Below are 16,634 nucleotides of genomic sequence, written 5' to 3' on the forward strand. Positions count from 1 at the left end.
GCCAGGCGCCAAGAGCGCCCCAGGAAAAACTCTTTTCACTCGCAGTCATCGACGCCACTGCCGGGCGGATACACTAGCGGCATTCAGCACAAGGCCCGCCAATGAGTTGCACCGACCGCAAGATCGACCAGCTGCGCCGGCAGATTCCGCGCTTCGCCTGCGTGCCCGGCTGCCATGACTGCTGCGGCCCGGTCACCGCCTCGTCCGAGGAACTGGCTCGCCTGCCGGTCAAGAGCGATGCCGAGCACGAGGCCGCGCTGGCCGAGTACAACTGCGTGCACCTCGGCCCGCAGGGCTGCACCGTGTATGACCAGCGCCCGCTGATCTGCCGCCTGTTCGGCACCACGCCGAACCTGCCGTGCCCGCGCGGCCAGGGGCCGGAAACGCCGATCGAGCCCACGGTCGAGCGCCAGGTGCACCGGCTGATCGCCAGTACCCGCCAGCGCCTGGTGTGAGTATCTGCTACGCGTCGGCGAATGGCCTCGGCAAGCCGCTTGCGGCTAACGCGCTTCAGCGCGGCCCGAAGCGAGTCTGCTCATTTTTGCAACTCGTAAACTCCGCGCCCTCGGCCATTTCTGCCTTGTCGCGCTCTAGCTCGCGAGATCCCCGCGTTTGCGTCACTCCGGCACCGGCAGGGTCAGCGACTCTTTGACCTCCTCCATGACGATGTAGGACTTCGACTCGCGCACATGCGGCAGCTTGAGCAGGATGTCGCCGAGCAGCTTGCGGTAGCTGGCCATCTCGTTGATCCGCGCCTTCACCAGGTAGTCGAAGTCGCCGGACACCAGGTGGCACTCCAGCACATGCGGCAGCTTGAGCACGGCGCGGCGGAAGTCCTCGAAGGTGTCGCCGGACTTGTAGTCCAGGCTGATCTCGACGAACACCAGTAGGCTGGCCTTGAGCTGCTGCGGATTGAGCCGGGCGTGGTAGCCCATGATGATGCCCTCGCGCTCCAGGCGGCGGACGCGCTCGGTGCAGGGCGTGGTGGACAGGCCGACCCGCTCGCCCAGCTCGGTGAAGCTGATGCGCCCGTCCTCCTGGAGGATGCGCAGGATGTTGCGGTCGATCTTGTCCAGTTCGCGGCGGCTCTGGTGCTGGGTGCGCATGGCGGGCTCCGTGTGGAATAACTTAACGCGATAATTCACTGGCAGTATGGCGTAAATATAGCCATATCGCCTGGATGTGTTCCTGTGAAACCGCTCTGCGCCGAGAACTAACGCCAAATGCCGATCGATAAACAGTGAATATCGCTGCTCGCGCCTTCCTATACTGCGCCCATCTACGGTCAAAATAACAAACGCTCGCGGGTTCGCCCCGCAGCGAGGAGGCGAAGATGCGTGTTCTGGTACTCGGCAGCGGCGTGATTGGTACCGCCAGTGCCTACTATCTGGCCCGTGCCGGATTCGAGGTGGTGGTGGTCGATCGGCAGAACGGCCCGGCCCTGGAAACCAGTTTCGCCAATGCCGGCCAGGTTTCGCCGGGCTACGCCTCGCCCTGGGCCGCCCCGGGCGTACCGCTGAAGGCTATCAAGTGGCTGCTGCAGCAGCACGCGCCGCTGGCGATCAAGGCCACCGCCGACATCGACCAGTACCTGTGGATGGCGCAGATGTTGCGCAACTGCACCGCCGCCCGCTACGCGGTGAACAAGGAGCGCATGGTGCGCCTGTCCGAGTACAGCCGCGACTGCCTCGACGAGTTGCGCGCCGAGACCGGCATCGCCTACGAAGGCCGCCAGCTTGGCACCACCCAGCTGTTCCGCACCCAGGCCCAGGTCGATGCCGCGGCCAAGGACATCGCCGTGCTGGAAGCCTCCGGTGTGCCCTACGAGCTGCTCGACCGCGACGCCATCGCCCGCGTCGAACCGGCCCTGGCCGGGGTCAAGCACAAGCTGGCCGGCGCCCTGCGCTTGCCCAACGACCAGACCGGCGACTGCCAGATGTTCACCAGCAAGCTGGCCGAAATGGCCAAGGCCCTGGGCGTCGAGTTCCGTTTCGGGCAGAACATCCAGCGCCTGGACCACGCCGGCGACCGCATCAACGGTGTGTGGATCGACGGCAAGCTGGAGACCGCCGACCGCTACGTGCTCGCCCTCGGCAGCTACAGCCCGCAGCTGCTCAAGCCGCTGGGCATCAAGGCGCCGGTCTATCCGCTCAAGGGCTACTCGCTGACCGTGCCGATCACCGACCCCGCGATGGCACCGACCTCGACCATCCTCGACGAGACCTACAAGGTCGCCATCACCCGTTTCGACAACCGCATCCGTGTGGGCGGCATGGCCGAGATCGCCGGCTTCGACCTGAGCCTCAACCCGGCCCGCCGCGCCACCTTGGAGATGATCACCAACGATCTCTACCCGCAGGGCGGCGATGTCAGCCGCGCCGAGTTCTGGACCGGCCTGCGCCCGGCCACCCCGGACGGCACGCCCATCGTCGGCGCCACCGCCTACCGCAACCTGTTCCTCAACACCGGACACGGTACCCTTGGCTGGACCATGGCCTGCGGCTCCGGTCGCTTCCTCGCCGATCTGATGGCGAACAAGCGTCCGCAGATCAGCGCCGAAGGCCTGGATATTTCCCGTTATGGCCGCACCAAGGAGAGCCACAAGCATGTCCATCCAGCGCCTGCGCATTGAGAAGCGCTACAGCGAAATCGTCATCCACAACGGCACCGTCTACCTGGCGGGCCAGCTGGCCGATGACTACGACGGCGATATCCGTGAGCAGACCCGCCAGACCCTGGCCAACATCGACCGCTTCCTGGCCGAGGCCGGCAGCGACAAGACCAAGATCCTCTCGGTGACCATCTACCTCAAGGATATGGCCGACTATGCCGGCATGAACCAGGTGTATGACGCCTGGGTCGCCGAGGGCGCCGCCCCGGCCCGCGCCTGTGTCGAGGCCAAGCTGTACGACCCGCGCGTGCTGGTGGAGATGATGGTCGTCGCCGCGCAAGCCTGAACATCCCTTTGGCCCGGCACCCCCGCCGGGCTTTTTTTAACCGAACGAAGTAGCCGCCATGCGTCCCGCCCGTGCCCTGATCGATCTCGAAGCCCTGCGTCACAACTACCGCCTCGCCCGCGAGGTCAGCGGCGCCAGGGCCCTGGCGGTGGTCAAGGCCGACGCCTACGGCCACGGTGCGGTGCGCTGCGCCCAGGCGCTGGAGGCGGAGGCCGACGGCTTCGCCGTGGCCTGCATCGAGGAGGCGCTGGAACTGCGCTATGCCGGCATCCGCCAGCCGATCCTGCTGCTCGAGGGCTTCTTCGAGGAGAGCGAGCTGAGCCTGATCGACCAGCACCAGCTGTGGTGCGTGGTGCACGCCGCCTGGCAGGTCGAGGCGATCGAGCGGGCGCGCCTGGGGCGGCCGCTGCAGGTGTGGCTCAAGCTCGACTCGGGCATGCACCGGGTCGGCCTGCACCCGGCCGAATACCGCGACGCCCACGCCCGCCTGCTGGCCAGCGGCAAGGTCGACAAGATCGTGCTGATGAGCCATTTCGCCCGCGCCGACGAACTGGACTGCCCGCGCAGCGAGGAGCAGGTCGCCCTGTTCGAGCAGGTCCGCGCCGGGCTGCAGGGCGAGATCAGCCTGCGCAACTCGCCGGCCATCCTCGGCTGGCCGGGCATCGCCAGCGACTGGGTGCGCCCGGGCATCATGCTCTACGGCGCTACGCCCTTCGAGCAGGACCAGGCCCAGGCGGCGCGGCTGAAGCCGGTGATGACCCTGGAATCGAAGATCATCAGCGTGCGTGAGCTGCCGGCCGGCGAGCCGGTGGGCTACGGCGCGCGCTTCGTCGCCGAGCGGCCGACCCGCGTCGGCGTGGTCGCCATGGGCTATGCCGACGGCTACCCGCGGCATGCCGCCACCGGCACGCCGGTGCTGGTCGAGGGCCAGATGACTCGTCTGATCGGCCGGGTGTCGATGGACATGCTCACCGTCGACCTCACCGACCTGCCACAGGCTGGTCTCGGCAGCCGGGTCGAGCTGTGGGGGCGCAACGTCTCCGCCAGCGCCGTGGCCTATGGTTGCGGCAGCATTCCGTACCAGCTGTTCTGCAACCTCAAGCGGGTGCCGCGGCTCTATTCCGGGGGCTAGCCGTCAGGGCGCGGGGCAATTGCGTTTGCAGTGTTGTAAATACTGAACACTGGCCGCATCATACGGCCACCCAACTGCCTTGCTCCCAAGGAGGACCCCCGCATTGGACGTCGGTGTTCGACTGCAATCTATTCGCAAACTCAAAGGCCTTTCCCAGCGTGAACTCGCCAAGCGGGCGGGCGTCACCAACAGCACCATCTCGATGATCGAGAAGAACAGCGTGAGCCCCTCGATCAGCTCGCTGAAGAAGGTGCTCGGCGGCATCCCGATGTCGCTGGTGGAGTTCTTCTCCCTCGACCTGGAGCAGGACAACCACACCCAGGTGGTGTACCGGGCCGACGAACTGACCGACCTTTCCAGCGGCGCCGTGACCATGAAGCTGATCGGCAAGGCGCACCCCAGCCGGGCCATCACCTTCCTCGACGAAACCTACCCGCCGGGTACCGACACCGGCGAGGAAATGCTCAACCACGACGGCGAGGAAGCCGGCATGCTGGTGGACGGGCGCCTGGAGCTGACCGTGGGTGCCGAGGTGTTCATCCTCGAGCCGGGCGACAGTTACTATTTCGACAGCACCAAGCCGCACCGCTTCCGCAATCCGTTCGACCAGCCGGCGCGGCTGATCAGCGCCACCACGCCGGCGAACTTCTGAGGCGGCCACGGACGTTCGGCGCGCGCCGCACGTCCAATGCCCCTGCGACAAGTTGGGTTGTTCCGGCCGGCCGGCCTAACCGTTATACTGCGCCCGCTCGCGAAACCGTGGCCGCGGGCGTGTCTAGCCAATGAGGGTGTACCGTGAACCTGATCAAGAAGATGCTGGCGGCTCAAGCTGCCGTATTGGCCCTGTGGGCTGTGAGCGCTCAGGCTGCGACCAACGACGAGATCGCCGAGCGCATCAAGCCGGTGGGCGAGGTCTGCATCCAGGGTGAAGAATGCAAGGGCGTCGGCGCCGTGGCCGTGGCCGCCGGCGGTGGCGCCAAGTCCCCGGACGACGTGATCGCCGCCCACTGTGGCGCCTGCCACAATGCCGGCGTGCTGGGCGCACCGAAGTCCGGCGATACCGCGGCCTGGAAGGCGCGCGCCGATGCTAAGGGTGGCCTGGATGGCATCCTCAAGTCGGCCATCGCCGGCATCAACGCCATGCCGCCGAAAGGCACCTGCGCCACCTGCTCGGACGACGAGCTGCTCGGCGCGATCAAGAAGATGTCCGGCCTGTAACACCGGCCTCGACGAAAAAGCCGCCCGCGGGCGGCTTTTTTGTGCCTGTCTGGCCTGCGGCCGATTGTCGCGCCTCAGCGTTTGAGCAGGGCGCGCATGTTGGCCAGGGCATCGTTGCCGCGCGCGCTCTTGACCTCGGCCGGGGCGTCTTCCTGGCCTTCCCAGACCAGGTCTTCCGGCGGCAGCTCGTCGAGGAAGCGGCTCGGCGAGCAGTCGATGATCTCGCCGTACTGCTTGCGCTTGGCGGCGAAGGTCAGGGTCAGGTTGCGCTTGGCGCGGGTGATGCCGACGTAGGCCAGGCGCCGTTCCTCCTCGATGGTGTCGGCCTCGATGCTGGAGCGGTGCGGGAGGATCTCCTCCTCGAAGCCGATGATGTACACCGAGGGGAACTCCAGGCCCTTGGAGGCGTGCATGGTCATCATCTGCACGCCCTCGGCACCTTCTTCCTCTTCCTGCTGGCGCTCCAGCATGTCGCGCAGCACCAGCTTGCCGATGGCGTCCTCGATGGTCATGTCGCCGTCCTCGTCCTTGTCGAGGGTGTTCTTCAGCGCCTCGACGAGGAACCAGACGTTGCCCATGCGCGCCTCGGCGACCTTGTCGCTGGAGGCGTTCTGGCGCAGCCAGTTCTCGTAGTCGATATCCATGATCATGCTGCGAATGGCGCCGATCGGGTCGTTACCGGCACAGAGTTCGCGAATCTTGTCCATGTAGCGCTTGAAGCGGGCGAGGCGCTCGGTGTAGCGGCTGTCCAGGTGCTCGGCCAGGCCCAGCTCGTCGCTGGCGGCGTACATCGAGATGCCGCGCTCGCTGGCGTAGTTGCCGAGCTTCTCCAGGGTGGTCGAGCCGATCTCGCGGCGCGGTACGTTGATCACCCGCAGGTAGGCGTTGTCGTCGTCCGGGTTGACCAGCAGGCGGAAGTAGCTCATCAGGTCCTTCACCTCCTGGCGGGCGAAGAAGCTGGTGCCGCCGGACAGGCGATAGGGAATCTGATGGTGCTGCAGCTTCAGCTCCATCAGCTTGGCCTGGTAGTTGCCGCGGTAGAGGATGGCGAAGTCGCTGTACGGGCGGTCGGTGCGCAGGTGTTCGGTGAGGATCTCCAGGGCCACCCGCTCGCACTCGGCGTCCTCGTTGCGGGTGCGGATCACGCGGATCTCGTCGCCGTGGCCCATCTCCGACCACAGCTGCTTCTCGAACACGTGCGGGTTGTTGGCGATCAGCACGTTGGCGCACTTGAGGATGCGGCTGGTGGACCGGTAGTTCTGCTCCAGCATCACCACCTTGAGCGACGGGTAGTCTTCCTTGAGCAGCATCAGGTTTTCCGGGCGCGCGCCGCGCCAGGCATAGATCGACTGGTCGTCGTCGCCGACCACGGTGAACTGGTGGCGCATGCCGACCAGGAGCTTGACCAGCAGGTACTGGCTGGCGTTGGTGTCCTGGTACTCGTCCACCAGCAGGTAGCGGATGCGGTTCTGCCACTTCTCGAGGATGTCGGCGTGCTCCTGGAACAGCTTCACCGGCAGCAGGATCAGGTCGTTGAAGTCCACCGCGTTGTACGCCTTGAGCGTGCGCTGGTAGTGCAGGTAGACCACCGCGGCGGTCTGCTCCTTGGGGCCGCGCGCCTTGGCCAGCGCCTCGTCGGGCAGGATCAGGTCGTTCTTCCAGCTGTCGATCAGGTTCTTGATCTCGTCCACGCCGTCATCGCCGGCGTATTCCTTCTGCATGATGTCGGTCAGCAGGGCCTTGATGTCGCCGTCGTCGAAGATCGAGAAGCCGGGCTTGTAGCCCAGGCGCGCGTACTCCTTGCGGATGATGTTCATGCCCAGGTTGTGGAAGGTCGACACGGTCAGGCCACGCGCCTCGGCGCCCTTGAGCAGCGTGCCGACGCGCTCCTTCATCTCGCGCGCGGCCTTGTTGGTGAAGGTCATGGCGACGATATGGCGGGCCTGGATGCCGCACTGCTGCACCAGGTAGGCGATCTTGCGGGTGATCACGCTGGTCTTGCCGGAGCCGGCGCCGGCCAGCACCAGCAGCGGGCCGCCGACGTAGTTCACGGCCTCTTGCTGCCGGGGATTGAGTCGCGACATGGGGGGAATTCGGTCAGAAAAAACGAGGCGGCATTCTAGCAGCCGCAGGGCGCCGCCGGGGCGCATGCAGACCGCCGCCCGGCAGGCCGGGTTCCCAATAAAAAGCTTAAAGATTGTGTGCTAAGTCACTATTTTTAAAGATCATGTACGCTTGTGCCAGTCGGCCCCCGTTGCCGCTGCTAAGCCTTTCCCGCAGGATGCGCAGAAATCTGCACAGGATGGGCAGCAAGAGAACGCCGTTGAACGGTGCACGCAGACAGGAATGGTCTGTCAATCCGACCCTGGGGAGGTCATTTGTCCGCGCACGTCGAACCCATGCGCCTGGTCCTGCTGGCCGAAGAGCCACAGTGGGCTGCCCTGCTGCGCGCGCGACTCGAGGCCCTGGACGGCATCTTCCCGCTGATCACCGCGCCGTCCTGGGAGGCGGCCAGCAGCCTGTTCGACGATGGCGCTCCTGGGCTGCTGCTGACCACTCCCGCTTGCCAGCCGGCGCCCGGCCGCTGTTCGCTGCCGACCATCCTGCTGCTCGACGAGGAACCTGCTACGGAGCCGGCCGATGTCTGTGACTGGCTGGTACGCGACAACCTGGGCGTCGACATGCTGCGCCGCTGCCTGCGCTATGCCGGCGAGCGAGGGCGCCTGCAGGCGACCCTGCAGCGCCTGGCCGAACAGGATCCGCTGACCGGCATCGCCAATCGCCAGGGCTTCCAGACCCTGCTGGCGGCGCGCCTGGCCGAGTATCAGGGGCGTGGCCTGGCCCTCGGCCACCTCGATCTGGATAACTTCAAGCACGTCAACGACGCCCTCGGCTACCAGGCCGGCGACCGCCTGATCCTCCAGGTGGTGGCCCGTCTCAAGGCCCAGCTGGAGGCCGGCGATACCCTGGCGCGGCTGGGCAGCGACGAATTCGCCCTGCTTCTCGACCTGCGCCGCGAGCCGGGGCGTGCCGAGCGCGTGGCCGAGCGCATCACCGAGGTATTGTCCGAGCCCTACTGGGTGGATGGCGAGAGCCTGCTGCTCGGCTGCAGCCTCGGCCTGGCCCATGCCCGCGCTGGCGAGAGTGCCGACCCGCTGCTGTGGCATGCACATATCGCCATGCAGCAGGCCAAGGCGGCCCAGGGCTGTACCTATCACCTGTACGACGAGCGCATCCACCGCGGCGCGCGCAGCATGGCCGACCTGGAGAGCGAGTTGCGCCGCGCCCTGCGCCGCGACGAGCTGGAGCTGCACTATCAGCCACGGCTGTGCCTGCAGAGCGGGCGCATCCTCGGCCTGGAGGCGTTGGTACGCTGGCGGCATGCCGAGCGCGGCCTGCTCGGCCCGGACGAGTTCGTGCCGCTGGCCGAGGAGAGCGGGCTGATCGTGCCGCTCGGCTACTGGGTGATCGCCCGCGCCCTGCGCGACATGCAGTGGCTGCGCGGGCGCGGCCTGCCGGCGTTGCACATGGCGGTCAACCTGTCGTTCCGCCAGTTCCAGGACAGCCAGCTGCTGAGCACCCTCGGCCGCCTGATCGAGGAGCGCGGGGTGGATGCCCAGTGGCTGGAGTTCGAGCTGACCGAGACGGCGGTGATGCGCCGCAGCGAGCAGGTGCGGCAGACCATGCAGGCCCTCGGGCGGCTTGGCGTGCGCTTCTCGCTGGACGACTTCGGCACCGGCTTCTCCTCCTTCGTGCACCTGAACAACCTGCCGATCACCCTGCTGAAGATCGACAAGAGCTTCGTCGGCGGCATGGGCGAGCGCGCGGAGAATCGCCAGCTGGTGCGGGCGATGATCAACCTGGCGCACAACCTGCACCTGGAGGTGGTCGCCGAGGGCGTGGAGAACGCCGAGCAGCTGGCCCTGCTGCGCCAGTTCGGCTGCGACCAGGTGCAGGGCTACCTGATCAGCAAGCCGCTGCCGCTGGCCGAGCTGGCGCGCTTCCTGGTGTTCGGCCTACGTCAGCCGCTGCTCAGCGGCTTACCGTCCTAGGTCAGGTAGCCCGCACGACCTGGCCGGTAGCCCGGATGCAATCCGGGGGCAGACTCACCTGTTTCCCGGATTGCTACGACAGGCAGGCCTCTGCCGGTACCGCCTGCGGCCGCAGCATCCGCGCCATGCGCCACTCGAAGCCCAGGGTCAGGCCGATGGCCGCGCAGGCCAGGCCGCCGGCCAGGCCCCACCACACGCCTTCGGCGCCCCAGCCGAGCGGGAAGGCCAGCGCCCAGGCCAGCGGAATGCCGATCACCCAGTAGCAGAGAATGCCGACCAGCAGGGTGGTCTTGCCGTCCTTGAGGCCGCGGATCGCGCCCATGGCGATGGTCTGGATGCCGTCGAACAGCTCGAACCAGGCGGCCACCGCCAGCAGGCTCACGGCCAGCGCCACCACGGCGGCGAACTGCGGGTCGTGACGGTCGAGGAACAGCCCCACCACCCATTCCGGCGCCAGCCAGAACAGCAGGGCGAAGGCCAGCATGCAGCAGGCGCCGCCGCCGATGCCCAGGCGTCCGGCGCGGCGGGCATCGGCCAGGCGCCCGGCGCCGTAGTGCTGGCCGATGCGGAAGGTGGTGGCGTAGGAGATACCCACCGGCACCATGAAGGCCACGTACACCGACATGATGGCGATCTGGTGCGCGCCTAGCGCGTCGCTGCCGATGGCGCCCATGCACAGGGCGGCGAAGGCGAACATGCCGGATTCCACCGCATAGGTGCCGCCGATCGGCAGGCCCAGGCGCAGCAGCTCGCGCAGCTCGGCCAGGCGCGGGCGCAGCAGGCCGCGGGCCAGCGGGTAGGCGGCGTAGGCCGGGTGGCGCAGCAGGTGGAGGAACAGCAGCAGGGTCATGGCGTTGGCCACCAGCGCAGTGACCAGGCCGATGCCGGCCAGGCCCAGCGGCGGCAGGCCGAACCAGCCGTGGATCAGCGCCCAGTTGAGGGCGAAGTTGGCCGCCGCGCCGCCGATGCTGATGGCCATCACCGGGCCCGGCCGGCCGATCGCTGCCGGGAAGCCGCGCAGGGCCATGAAGCCGAGGTAGCCGGGCAGGGCGAACACCAGGGTGGAGAGAAACTGCATCGCCCCCTCGATGTTGTGCGGCTCCTGACCAAAGCGCGCCAGCAGCGGTCCGAGGTTCCACAGCAGCAGGCCACTGGCCAGGGCCAGGCCGCCGGCCAGCCACAGGCCGTTCTGCGCCAGGCGGGTGACCCCGGCGCTGTCGCCGGCACCATGGCGGATGGCGATCAGGTTGCCCACCGCGGCCAGCACGCCGACGCAGAAGATCGACACGAAGGAATAGCTGGCCGCGCCCAGGCCGCCGGCGGCCAGCTCGGCGGGGCCCAGCTTGCCCATCATCAGGGTGTCGGTGAACACCATCAGCACATGGGCCAGCTGCGCGGCGATCAAGGGGCCGGCGAGGCGGAAGAGGGCGACCAGTTCGGTGCGGACGGACTGCGGCATGATGAGTCAGGCTCAAGAGAAGGCTTGCCGGGAAAAATCCGGCGGGCGGAGAATGGCGCCATTCTCGGGAGTCGACGCGACGCGCACAAAAGGAAAAAAGCGATGCCTGGCATGACTAATACTCATGGGATTGGCGCATGAGCCGGCGCCTGCCGCCGCTCTATGCCCTGCGTGCCTTCGAGGCGGCCGCTCGGCATGCCTCGTTCACCCGCGCCGCCGCCGAGCTGGCCATCACCCAGAGTGCGGTGAGCCGGCATATCCGCACCCTGGAGGAGCACTTCGGCTGCCGCCTGTTCGAGCGCAGTGGCCGCCATTTGCAGCTGACCGAGACGGCGCGCGGCCTGCTGCCCGGCGTGCGCGAGGGTTTCGATGCGCTGGAGAAGGCCTGCGCCACCCTGCGCAGCGAGGACGCCTGCCTGCGCCTGAAGGCGCCCTCGACCCTGACCATGCGCTGGCTGCTGGCGCGCCTGTCGCTGTTCCGCCTGGGCAACCCGGACAGCGAGGTGCAGCTGACCAGTGCCTGGATGGACGTGGACAAGGTCGACTTCCACCACGAGCCCTTCGACTGCGCCGTGCTGCTGGGCAATGGCGACTTTCCCGAGGAGTGGGACAGCGTGCTGCTGTTCGAGGAGTGGCTGATCCCGGTGTGTGCCGCCGAGGCGGTGCAGGACGGCCCCTGGGACCTGGCCCGACTGCAGGCCGCCGAGCAGCTGCACCCGACTCCGGATCGCCGCGACTGGCGCCAGTGGCTGCAGGCCACCGGCCTGAGCGACCGGGTGCCGCTCAAGGGCGGCCAGCTGTTCGACATGTTGGAGCTGGGCATCGTCGCCGCCGCCCGTGGCTACGGGGTGTCCATCGGCGACCTGCTGCTGGTCGCCGAGGACGTCAATGCCGGGCGTCTGGGTTTACCCTGGCCGACCGCCGTGTACAGCGGCTGCAGTTATTACCTGGTGTGGCCGAAGACGCACCGCGCGCAGGCGCGCCTGCGTCGGCTGCGTGACTTCCTGCTGGCCGAGGTGGCGCAGATGCGTCTGCCGGTCGTCGAACGCATCATGCCGGGCGCGTAAAAAATAATGGACCATGAGGCCGCGCCCCAGCAGGGGCTTACGGGATAAGTGGCCGTTTTTTGGCGCCTGCAGCCCTGCTGGCGCTATGTTCTTTTTACGCCATCCGCCTGAAATGTTTGACATATTTTACGTCTCTGGAGAGACTGTGCGGGCGGTTCGACTGTTATGCGGCCGTCGCGGGTGGTCCGTTACCTCCCATTCCCATGCCTCCAGGTGAGGCCCAGCTACGCCGCCGACAGACGGAACCGTGCCAAACAGGTAGCGCGTCGATCTCCCGACCCACCTGCACAGCAACGGCAGATCGATCTGCCCCAAGGTGACGTATGTCCAACAACAACAGTGCCAAGAACACTTCTTCCAAACGCAAACCCGTCGTGTTGATGTCCATGGGCGCCCAGGAGCGCAAGGGCCACGACTACCAGGTAATGACCCACAAATACATCACGCCGCTGGTGGAGATCGCCGGCTGCGTACCCGTGCTGGTGCCCACCTGCTGTGGTACCGATGACCTCGAGCAATACCTGGACATGGCCGACGGCGTGTACCTGACCGGTGCCGGTTCGAACATCGACCCGACCCTCTACGGCCAGGAGAACCTCACCCCGGAGAAGGGGCAGGATCGCGACCGCGACCTGTTCGACCTGCCGCTGATCAAGGCCGCCATCGCCCGTGGCCTGCCGGTCTTCGGCATCTGCCGCGGCATGCAGGAAATCAACGTGGCCCTGGGCGGCGACATTCATCAGAAGGTGTATGCCGAGCCGGGCTTCAACGACCATCGCGAAAACCCCGAGGACCCGGTGGCGGTGCAGTACGCCGAGGCGCACAAGGTGCGCATCGAGCCGAACAGCTGGCTGGCGCGGGTGCTGGGGCGTGATGAGATCGGCGTCAACTCGCTGCATGGCCAGGGCATCAAGACCCTGGGCAAGGGCCTGGAGCCGCTGGCCCGTGCCGAGGACGGTCTGATCGAGGCCTTCCACGCGCCGAGCCTGTCGCCCTTCCTGTTCGCCGTGCAGTGGCACCCGGAGTGGCAGGCCGCGCAGAACCCGGATTCGGTGAAGATGTTCGAGGCCTTCGGCGAGGCCTGCCGTCAGCACCGCAAAGGTGGCCAGCGCAGCGCCGCCTGATCCTGCAGGCCCCTGAGAAAGCCCGGCGTGTGCCGGGCTTTTTCGTTTCAGCGCACCAGGTGCAGGTAGTGCATGTGCTTCTCGTACTGGTCGAGGATATCGTCGATCACCGCCTCGCGTACCCAGCCCATCACGTCGTAGTCCTGGCCGCCCTCGCGCAGGTGGACTTCGGCGCGGAAGTACTTGCGCTCCTCGTTGCCGTCGTCGCCGGTGTCCCGCAGGGCGAAGCTGGGCTGGGCGAAGGCGCGCGGGCGCACCTCGTAGCTGAAGTCGGTCTCGCTGCCATGCGCCACGGCCAGGCGCACGCGGCCGTCGGCACCGCTTTCAACCGTCGCCGGCAGGCCCTGCTTGCGCAGCTCCTCGGCCACCGCCTGGCAGGCCGGCTGCACCACTTCGTCGATGAAGCGGGTGACGTGGGCGCGGCGCGGGAACATCGCCAGGTTGCGCAGGCGCCGCTGCCAGCCGCCGTGCTGGCGGGCCAGCGGGCGTGAACCGTTGAGCGCCTGGAAGCGCACGCCGCGCTTGGTGGCGTCCAGTTTCAGTGCGCGCAGCAGACCCCAGATGGCCGCCAGCAGGACGATGGAGAAGGGCAGGGCGCTGGCGATGGTGGCCGTCTGCAGCGCCTTGAGGCCGTCAGCCAGGAGCAGGGCGATGGCCACCACGCCGATCAGGATCGACCAGAACAGGCGCTGCCACAGCGGCGTGACGGTCCTGCCGCCGGAGGCCAGCATGTCCACCACCAGGGCGCCGGAGTCGGCCGAGGTGACGAAGAACACCACCACCATGGCCACCGCGACCAGCGACAGCAGGTCGCTCAGCGGGAACTGTTCGAGGAAGGCGAACAGCGCCAGCGAGCTGTCGGCATTCACCGTCTCGGCCAGGCTGCCCAGGCCCTGGTTGAGCACCAGGTGGATGGCGGTGTCGCCGAACACGGTCATCCACAGCAGGGTGAAGCCGGCCGGCACGAACAACACGCCGCTGATGAACTCGCGGATGGTGCGGCCGCGCGAGATGCGCGCGATGAACAGGCCGACGAAGGGCGACCAGGACAGCCACCAGCCCCAGTACAGCAGGGTCCAGCCACCGATCCAGTCGGTCGGCTCATAGGCGTAGAGGTTGAAGGTCTTGCTGACGATCTCGGAGAGGTAGGCACCACTGTTCTGCACGAAGGTCTTGAGCAGGAACACCGTCGGTCCCAGCACCAGGACGAACAGCAGCAGGAACACGGCCAGCGCCAGGTTGAGCTCCGAGAGGATGCGGATGCCCTTGTTCAGGCCGCTGGCCACCGACAGCGTGGCCAGGGCGCAGATGGCGGCGATCAGGCCGATCTGCACCGGGGTGCTGACCGGCAGGCCGAACAGGTGGTGGAAGCCGCTGTTGATCTGCAGCACGCCGTAGCCCAGCGAGGTGGCCACGCCGAACACGGTGCCGAGGATGGCGAAGGTGTCCACCGCATGGCCGATGGGGCCGTGGATGCGCTCGCCGATCAGCGGGTAGAGCGCCGAACGCAGGGTCAGCGGCAGGTCGTGGCGGAAGCAGAAGAAGGCCAGGATCAGCGCGACGATGGCGTAGATCGCCCAGGCGTGCAGGCCCCAGTGGAAGAAGGTCAGTTTCATCGCCTCGCGCGCGGCCTGCGCCGTGCCGGCCTCGCCCACTGGCGGGGCGGTGAAGTGCATCAGCGGTTCGGCCACGCCGAAGAACATCAGGCCGATGCCCATGCCGGCGGAGAACAGCATGGCGAACCAGGTGGTGTTGCGGTACTCGGGCTGGCTGTGGTCGGGGCCCAGCTTGAGGTCGCCATAGCGGCTGACGGCGAGGAACACGCAGCAGATCAGGATCAGGGCGACGGTGAGGACGTAGAACCAGCTGGCCTTGTCGATGATCCAGCTTTGCAGCCAGGCGAACTGCTCTTGTGCATGCTCCGGCAGCAGCACGCTGTAGAGCACCAGGGCGAGGATGAGAAGGGCGGAGCCGAAGAATACCGGCCGGTTGAGCGAAGACGAAGATGCCTCCATTGAGCTAGCTCTCCTTGTTATCGGATGGGCCGCCAAGGGCGGAAGGCCAGCCATCCTAACACAGATCGATAGCTTTTTTCTCTGAGGGGTCTTCTCCTGATAATTCTGGTGGATCAGATGCCGCTGCTGGGACGGTACTGCAGGGCCTCGGCCAGGTGCGCGCGGCCGATCTCGCTGGCGCCTTCCAGGTCAGCCAGGGTACGCGCCACCTTGAGCAGGCGATGGGCCGCCCGCAGCGACAGGTTGAGGCGTTCGCAGGCCTGCTCCAGCCACAGCCGGTCGGCCTCGGGCAGGCGGCAATGCTGCTGCAGGCCCGGCAGATCGAGGAAGGCATTGGCGCAGCCCTGGCGCGCGAGCTGGCGCTGGCGTGCCAGGCTAACGCGGGCGGCGACCTGGGCGCTGCTCTCGCCAGCCTGGCTGCTGGCCAGCAGGCTGGTGCTTTCGCGCGCCACGGTGAGGTGCAGGTCGATGCGGTCGAGCAGCGGCCCGGACAGCTTGGCGCGGTAGCGCTGGATCTGTTCCGGGGTGCAGCGGCAGCGGCCGCCGGGGTCGCCCAGGTAGCCGCAGGGGCAGGGGTTCATCGCCGCCACCAGCTGGAAGCGCGCGGGGAAGCGTACCTTGTCGCGGGCCCGGGCGATCACGATATGGCCCGATTCCAGGGGCTCGCGCAGCACCTCCAGGACCTTGCGGTCGAACTCGGGCAGTTCGTCGAGGAATAGGATGCCGTGATGGGCCAGGCTGATCTCGCCGGGTTGCGGGCGGCTGCCGCCACCGACCAGCGCTGGCCCGGATGCACTGTGATGCGGCTGGCGAAACGGTCGACGCGGCCAGGCCGTCAGCGGCGCATGGCTGGCCACCGAATGGATGGCCGCCACTTCCAGCGCCTCCTCCTCGGACAGCGGCGGCAGCAGACCGGGCAGGCGGCTGGCCAGCAGGGTCTTGCCGGTGCCCGGAGGCCCGCTGAGCAGCAGGTTGTGGCCGCCGCTGGCGGCGATCAGCAGGGCGCGCTTGGCCGCCAGCTGGCCCTGTACTTCGGCCAGGTCGGGGTAAGCCGCTTCCTGGCGCAGCAGGCCGCTGGCCTGATAGGGCGAGAGGGGCGTGTGGCCGTTGAGGTGGGCGGCGATCTGCAGCAGGTGGTCGACTGCCAGCACCTTGAGGCCCGAGGCCAGGCTGGCTTCCTCGGCATTGGCCCGCGGCACCACCAGGGTGCGTCCGGCGGCGCGGGCAGCCAGGGCGGCGGGCAGCACGCCCTGTACCGGGCGCAGCTCGCCGGACAGCGCCAGCTCGCCCAGGCATTCCAGTTCGCCCAGGCCGGCCGCCGGCACCTGCTCGCTGGCGGCCAGCACGCCGAGGGCGATGGCCAGGTCGAAGCGGCCGCCGTCCTTGGGCAGGTCGGCAGGCGCCAGGTTGAGGGTGATGCGCCGTGGCGGGAAATCGAAACCGGCGTTCTGGATCGCACTGCGCACGCGGTCCTTGCTTTCCTTGACCGCGGTTTCCGGCAGGCCGACCAGGGTCAGGGCCGGCAGGCCGTTGGCCAGGTGCGCCTCGACGGTGACGGGCGGCGCTTCGACGCCGACCTGGGCACGGCTGTGGACGATGGCGAGGGACAT

General features: G+C 67.6%; 14 protein-coding genes. 9 read left to right on the forward strand and 5 right to left on the reverse strand.

Annotation, left to right across the window (positions count from 1 at the left end):
• Positions 1-101: 101 nt before the first annotated feature.
• Positions 102-455 (forward strand): YkgJ family cysteine cluster protein, encoded by a 354-nt coding sequence (locus DMO17_RS12250; protein WP_110682773.1) that lies wholly within the window; start codon positions 102-104, stop codon positions 453-455.
• Between the two features lie 162 nt (positions 456-617).
• Here DMO17_RS12250 and dadR read toward each other — a convergent pair whose 3' ends face one another.
• Entirely contained in the window at positions 618-1,106 is a 489-nt protein-coding gene (dadR, locus tag DMO17_RS12255) for a transcriptional regulator DadR (RefSeq protein WP_021702033.1), read from the reverse strand.
• 227 nt (positions 1,107-1,333) lie between these two features.
• Here dadR and dadA point away from each other — a divergent pair, with 227 nt between their 5' ends.
• From dadA to DMO17_RS12280, 5 genes are all read left to right on the forward strand, one after another.
• Positions 1,334-2,632 carry a D-amino acid dehydrogenase gene (gene dadA, locus DMO17_RS12260; RefSeq protein WP_110682774.1) on the forward strand — a complete coding sequence of 433 codons (1,299 nt, stop codon included), beginning with the start codon at positions 1,334-1,336 and terminating at the stop codon, positions 2,630-2,632.
• Positions 2,607-2,957, forward strand: coding sequence for a RidA family protein (locus DMO17_RS12265; protein ID WP_110682775.1), 351 nt, complete (start codon positions 2,607-2,609; stop codon positions 2,955-2,957). Before dadA ends, DMO17_RS12265 begins: the two co-directional genes overlap by 26 nt.
• Before the next feature lie 58 nt (positions 2,958-3,015).
• A complete protein-coding gene (gene alr, locus DMO17_RS12270) occupies positions 3,016-4,089 on the forward strand; it encodes an alanine racemase (protein ID WP_110682776.1) in 1,074 nt (357 codons plus the stop codon).
• 103 nt (positions 4,090-4,192) lie between these two features.
• Entirely contained in the window at positions 4,193-4,741 is a 549-nt protein-coding gene (locus DMO17_RS12275) for a cupin domain-containing protein (RefSeq protein ID WP_110682777.1), read from the forward strand.
• A gap of 143 nt (positions 4,742-4,884) precedes the next feature.
• Entirely contained in the window at positions 4,885-5,307 is a 423-nt protein-coding gene (locus DMO17_RS12280; protein ID WP_110682778.1) for a c-type cytochrome, read from the forward strand.
• Positions 5,308-5,381: 74 nt separating this feature from the next.
• Here the strand turns inward: DMO17_RS12280 and rep are convergent, their stop codons facing one another.
• Positions 5,382-7,391: a DNA helicase Rep gene (gene rep, locus DMO17_RS12285; RefSeq protein ID WP_110682779.1), complete on the reverse strand. Its 2,010-nt coding sequence runs from the start codon at positions 7,389-7,391 to the stop codon at positions 5,382-5,384.
• 315 nt (positions 7,392-7,706) lie between these two features.
• On the opposite strand from rep, the gene DMO17_RS12290 reads away from it, so the two are divergent.
• Positions 7,707-9,359 carry a putative bifunctional diguanylate cyclase/phosphodiesterase gene (locus DMO17_RS12290; protein ID WP_394335637.1) on the forward strand — a complete coding sequence of 551 codons (1,653 nt, stop codon included), beginning with the start codon at positions 7,707-7,709 and terminating at the stop codon, positions 9,357-9,359.
• A gap of 73 nt (positions 9,360-9,432) precedes the next feature.
• Here DMO17_RS12290 and DMO17_RS12295 read toward each other — a convergent pair whose 3' ends face one another.
• A complete protein-coding gene (locus DMO17_RS12295) occupies positions 9,433-10,818 on the reverse strand; it encodes a NorM family multidrug efflux MATE transporter (RefSeq protein WP_110682781.1) in 1,386 nt (461 codons plus the stop codon).
• A gap of 137 nt (positions 10,819-10,955) precedes the next feature.
• On the opposite strand from DMO17_RS12295, the gene DMO17_RS12300 reads away from it, so the two are divergent.
• A complete protein-coding gene (locus tag DMO17_RS12300) occupies positions 10,956-11,885 on the forward strand; it encodes a LysR substrate-binding domain-containing protein (RefSeq protein WP_110682782.1) in 930 nt (309 codons plus the stop codon).
• A gap of 323 nt (positions 11,886-12,208) precedes the next feature.
• Positions 12,209-13,009 carry a gamma-glutamyl-gamma-aminobutyrate hydrolase family protein gene (locus tag DMO17_RS12305; RefSeq protein ID WP_110682783.1) on the forward strand — a complete coding sequence of 267 codons (801 nt, stop codon included), beginning with the start codon at positions 12,209-12,211 and terminating at the stop codon, positions 13,007-13,009.
• A 47-nt stretch (positions 13,010-13,056) separates the two neighbouring features.
• On the opposite strand, the gene DMO17_RS12310 is transcribed toward DMO17_RS12305, so the two are convergent.
• Positions 13,057-15,024, reverse strand: a complete 1,968-nt coding sequence (locus tag DMO17_RS12310) for a BCCT family transporter (RefSeq protein ID WP_110682784.1) — start codon at positions 15,022-15,024, stop codon at positions 13,057-13,059.
• A gap of 113 nt (positions 15,025-15,137) precedes the next feature.
• A complete protein-coding gene (locus DMO17_RS12315) occupies positions 15,138-16,634 on the reverse strand; it encodes a YifB family Mg chelatase-like AAA ATPase (protein ID WP_110682785.1) in 1,497 nt (498 codons plus the stop codon).

Origin of the sequence: Aquipseudomonas alcaligenes (genome assembly GCF_003205495.1) — a bacterium.
GTDB classification, from domain to species: Bacteria; Pseudomonadota; Gammaproteobacteria; order Pseudomonadales; family Pseudomonadaceae; genus Aquipseudomonas; species Aquipseudomonas alcaligenes_B.

Bases quoted from the DNA above. Each gene is read 5' to 3' on its own strand.
- DMO17_RS12250 (WP_110682773.1), top strand. From the start codon at position 102: ATGAGTTGCACCGACCGCAAGATCGACCAGCTGCGCCGGCAGATTCCG.
- dadR (WP_021702033.1), bottom strand. From the start codon at position 1,106: ATGCGCACCCAGCACCAGAGCCGCCGCGAACTGGACAAGATCGACCGC.
- dadA (WP_110682774.1), top strand. From the start codon at position 1,334: ATGCGTGTTCTGGTACTCGGCAGCGGCGTGATTGGTACCGCCAGTGCC.
- DMO17_RS12265 (WP_110682775.1), top strand. From the start codon at position 2,607: ATGTCCATCCAGCGCCTGCGCATTGAGAAGCGCTACAGCGAAATCGTC.
- alr (WP_110682776.1), top strand. From the start codon at position 3,016: ATGCGTCCCGCCCGTGCCCTGATCGATCTCGAAGCCCTGCGTCACAAC.
- rep (WP_110682779.1), bottom strand. From the start codon at position 7,391: ATGTCGCGACTCAATCCCCGGCAGCAAGAGGCCGTGAACTACGTCGGC.
- DMO17_RS12290 (WP_394335637.1), top strand. From the start codon at position 7,707: ATGCGCCTGGTCCTGCTGGCCGAAGAGCCACAGTGGGCTGCCCTGCTG.
- DMO17_RS12295 (WP_110682781.1), bottom strand. From the start codon at position 10,818: ATGCCGCAGTCCGTCCGCACCGAACTGGTCGCCCTCTTCCGCCTCGCC.
- DMO17_RS12300 (WP_110682782.1), top strand. From the start codon at position 10,956: ATGAGCCGGCGCCTGCCGCCGCTCTATGCCCTGCGTGCCTTCGAGGCG.
- DMO17_RS12305 (WP_110682783.1), top strand. From the start codon at position 12,209: ATGTCCAACAACAACAGTGCCAAGAACACTTCTTCCAAACGCAAACCC.
- DMO17_RS12310 (WP_110682784.1), bottom strand. From the start codon at position 15,024: ATGGAGGCATCTTCGTCTTCGCTCAACCGGCCGGTATTCTTCGGCTCC.
- DMO17_RS12315 (WP_110682785.1), bottom strand. From the start codon at position 16,634: ATGTCCCTCGCCATCGTCCACAGCCGTGCCCAGGTCGGCGTCGAAGCG.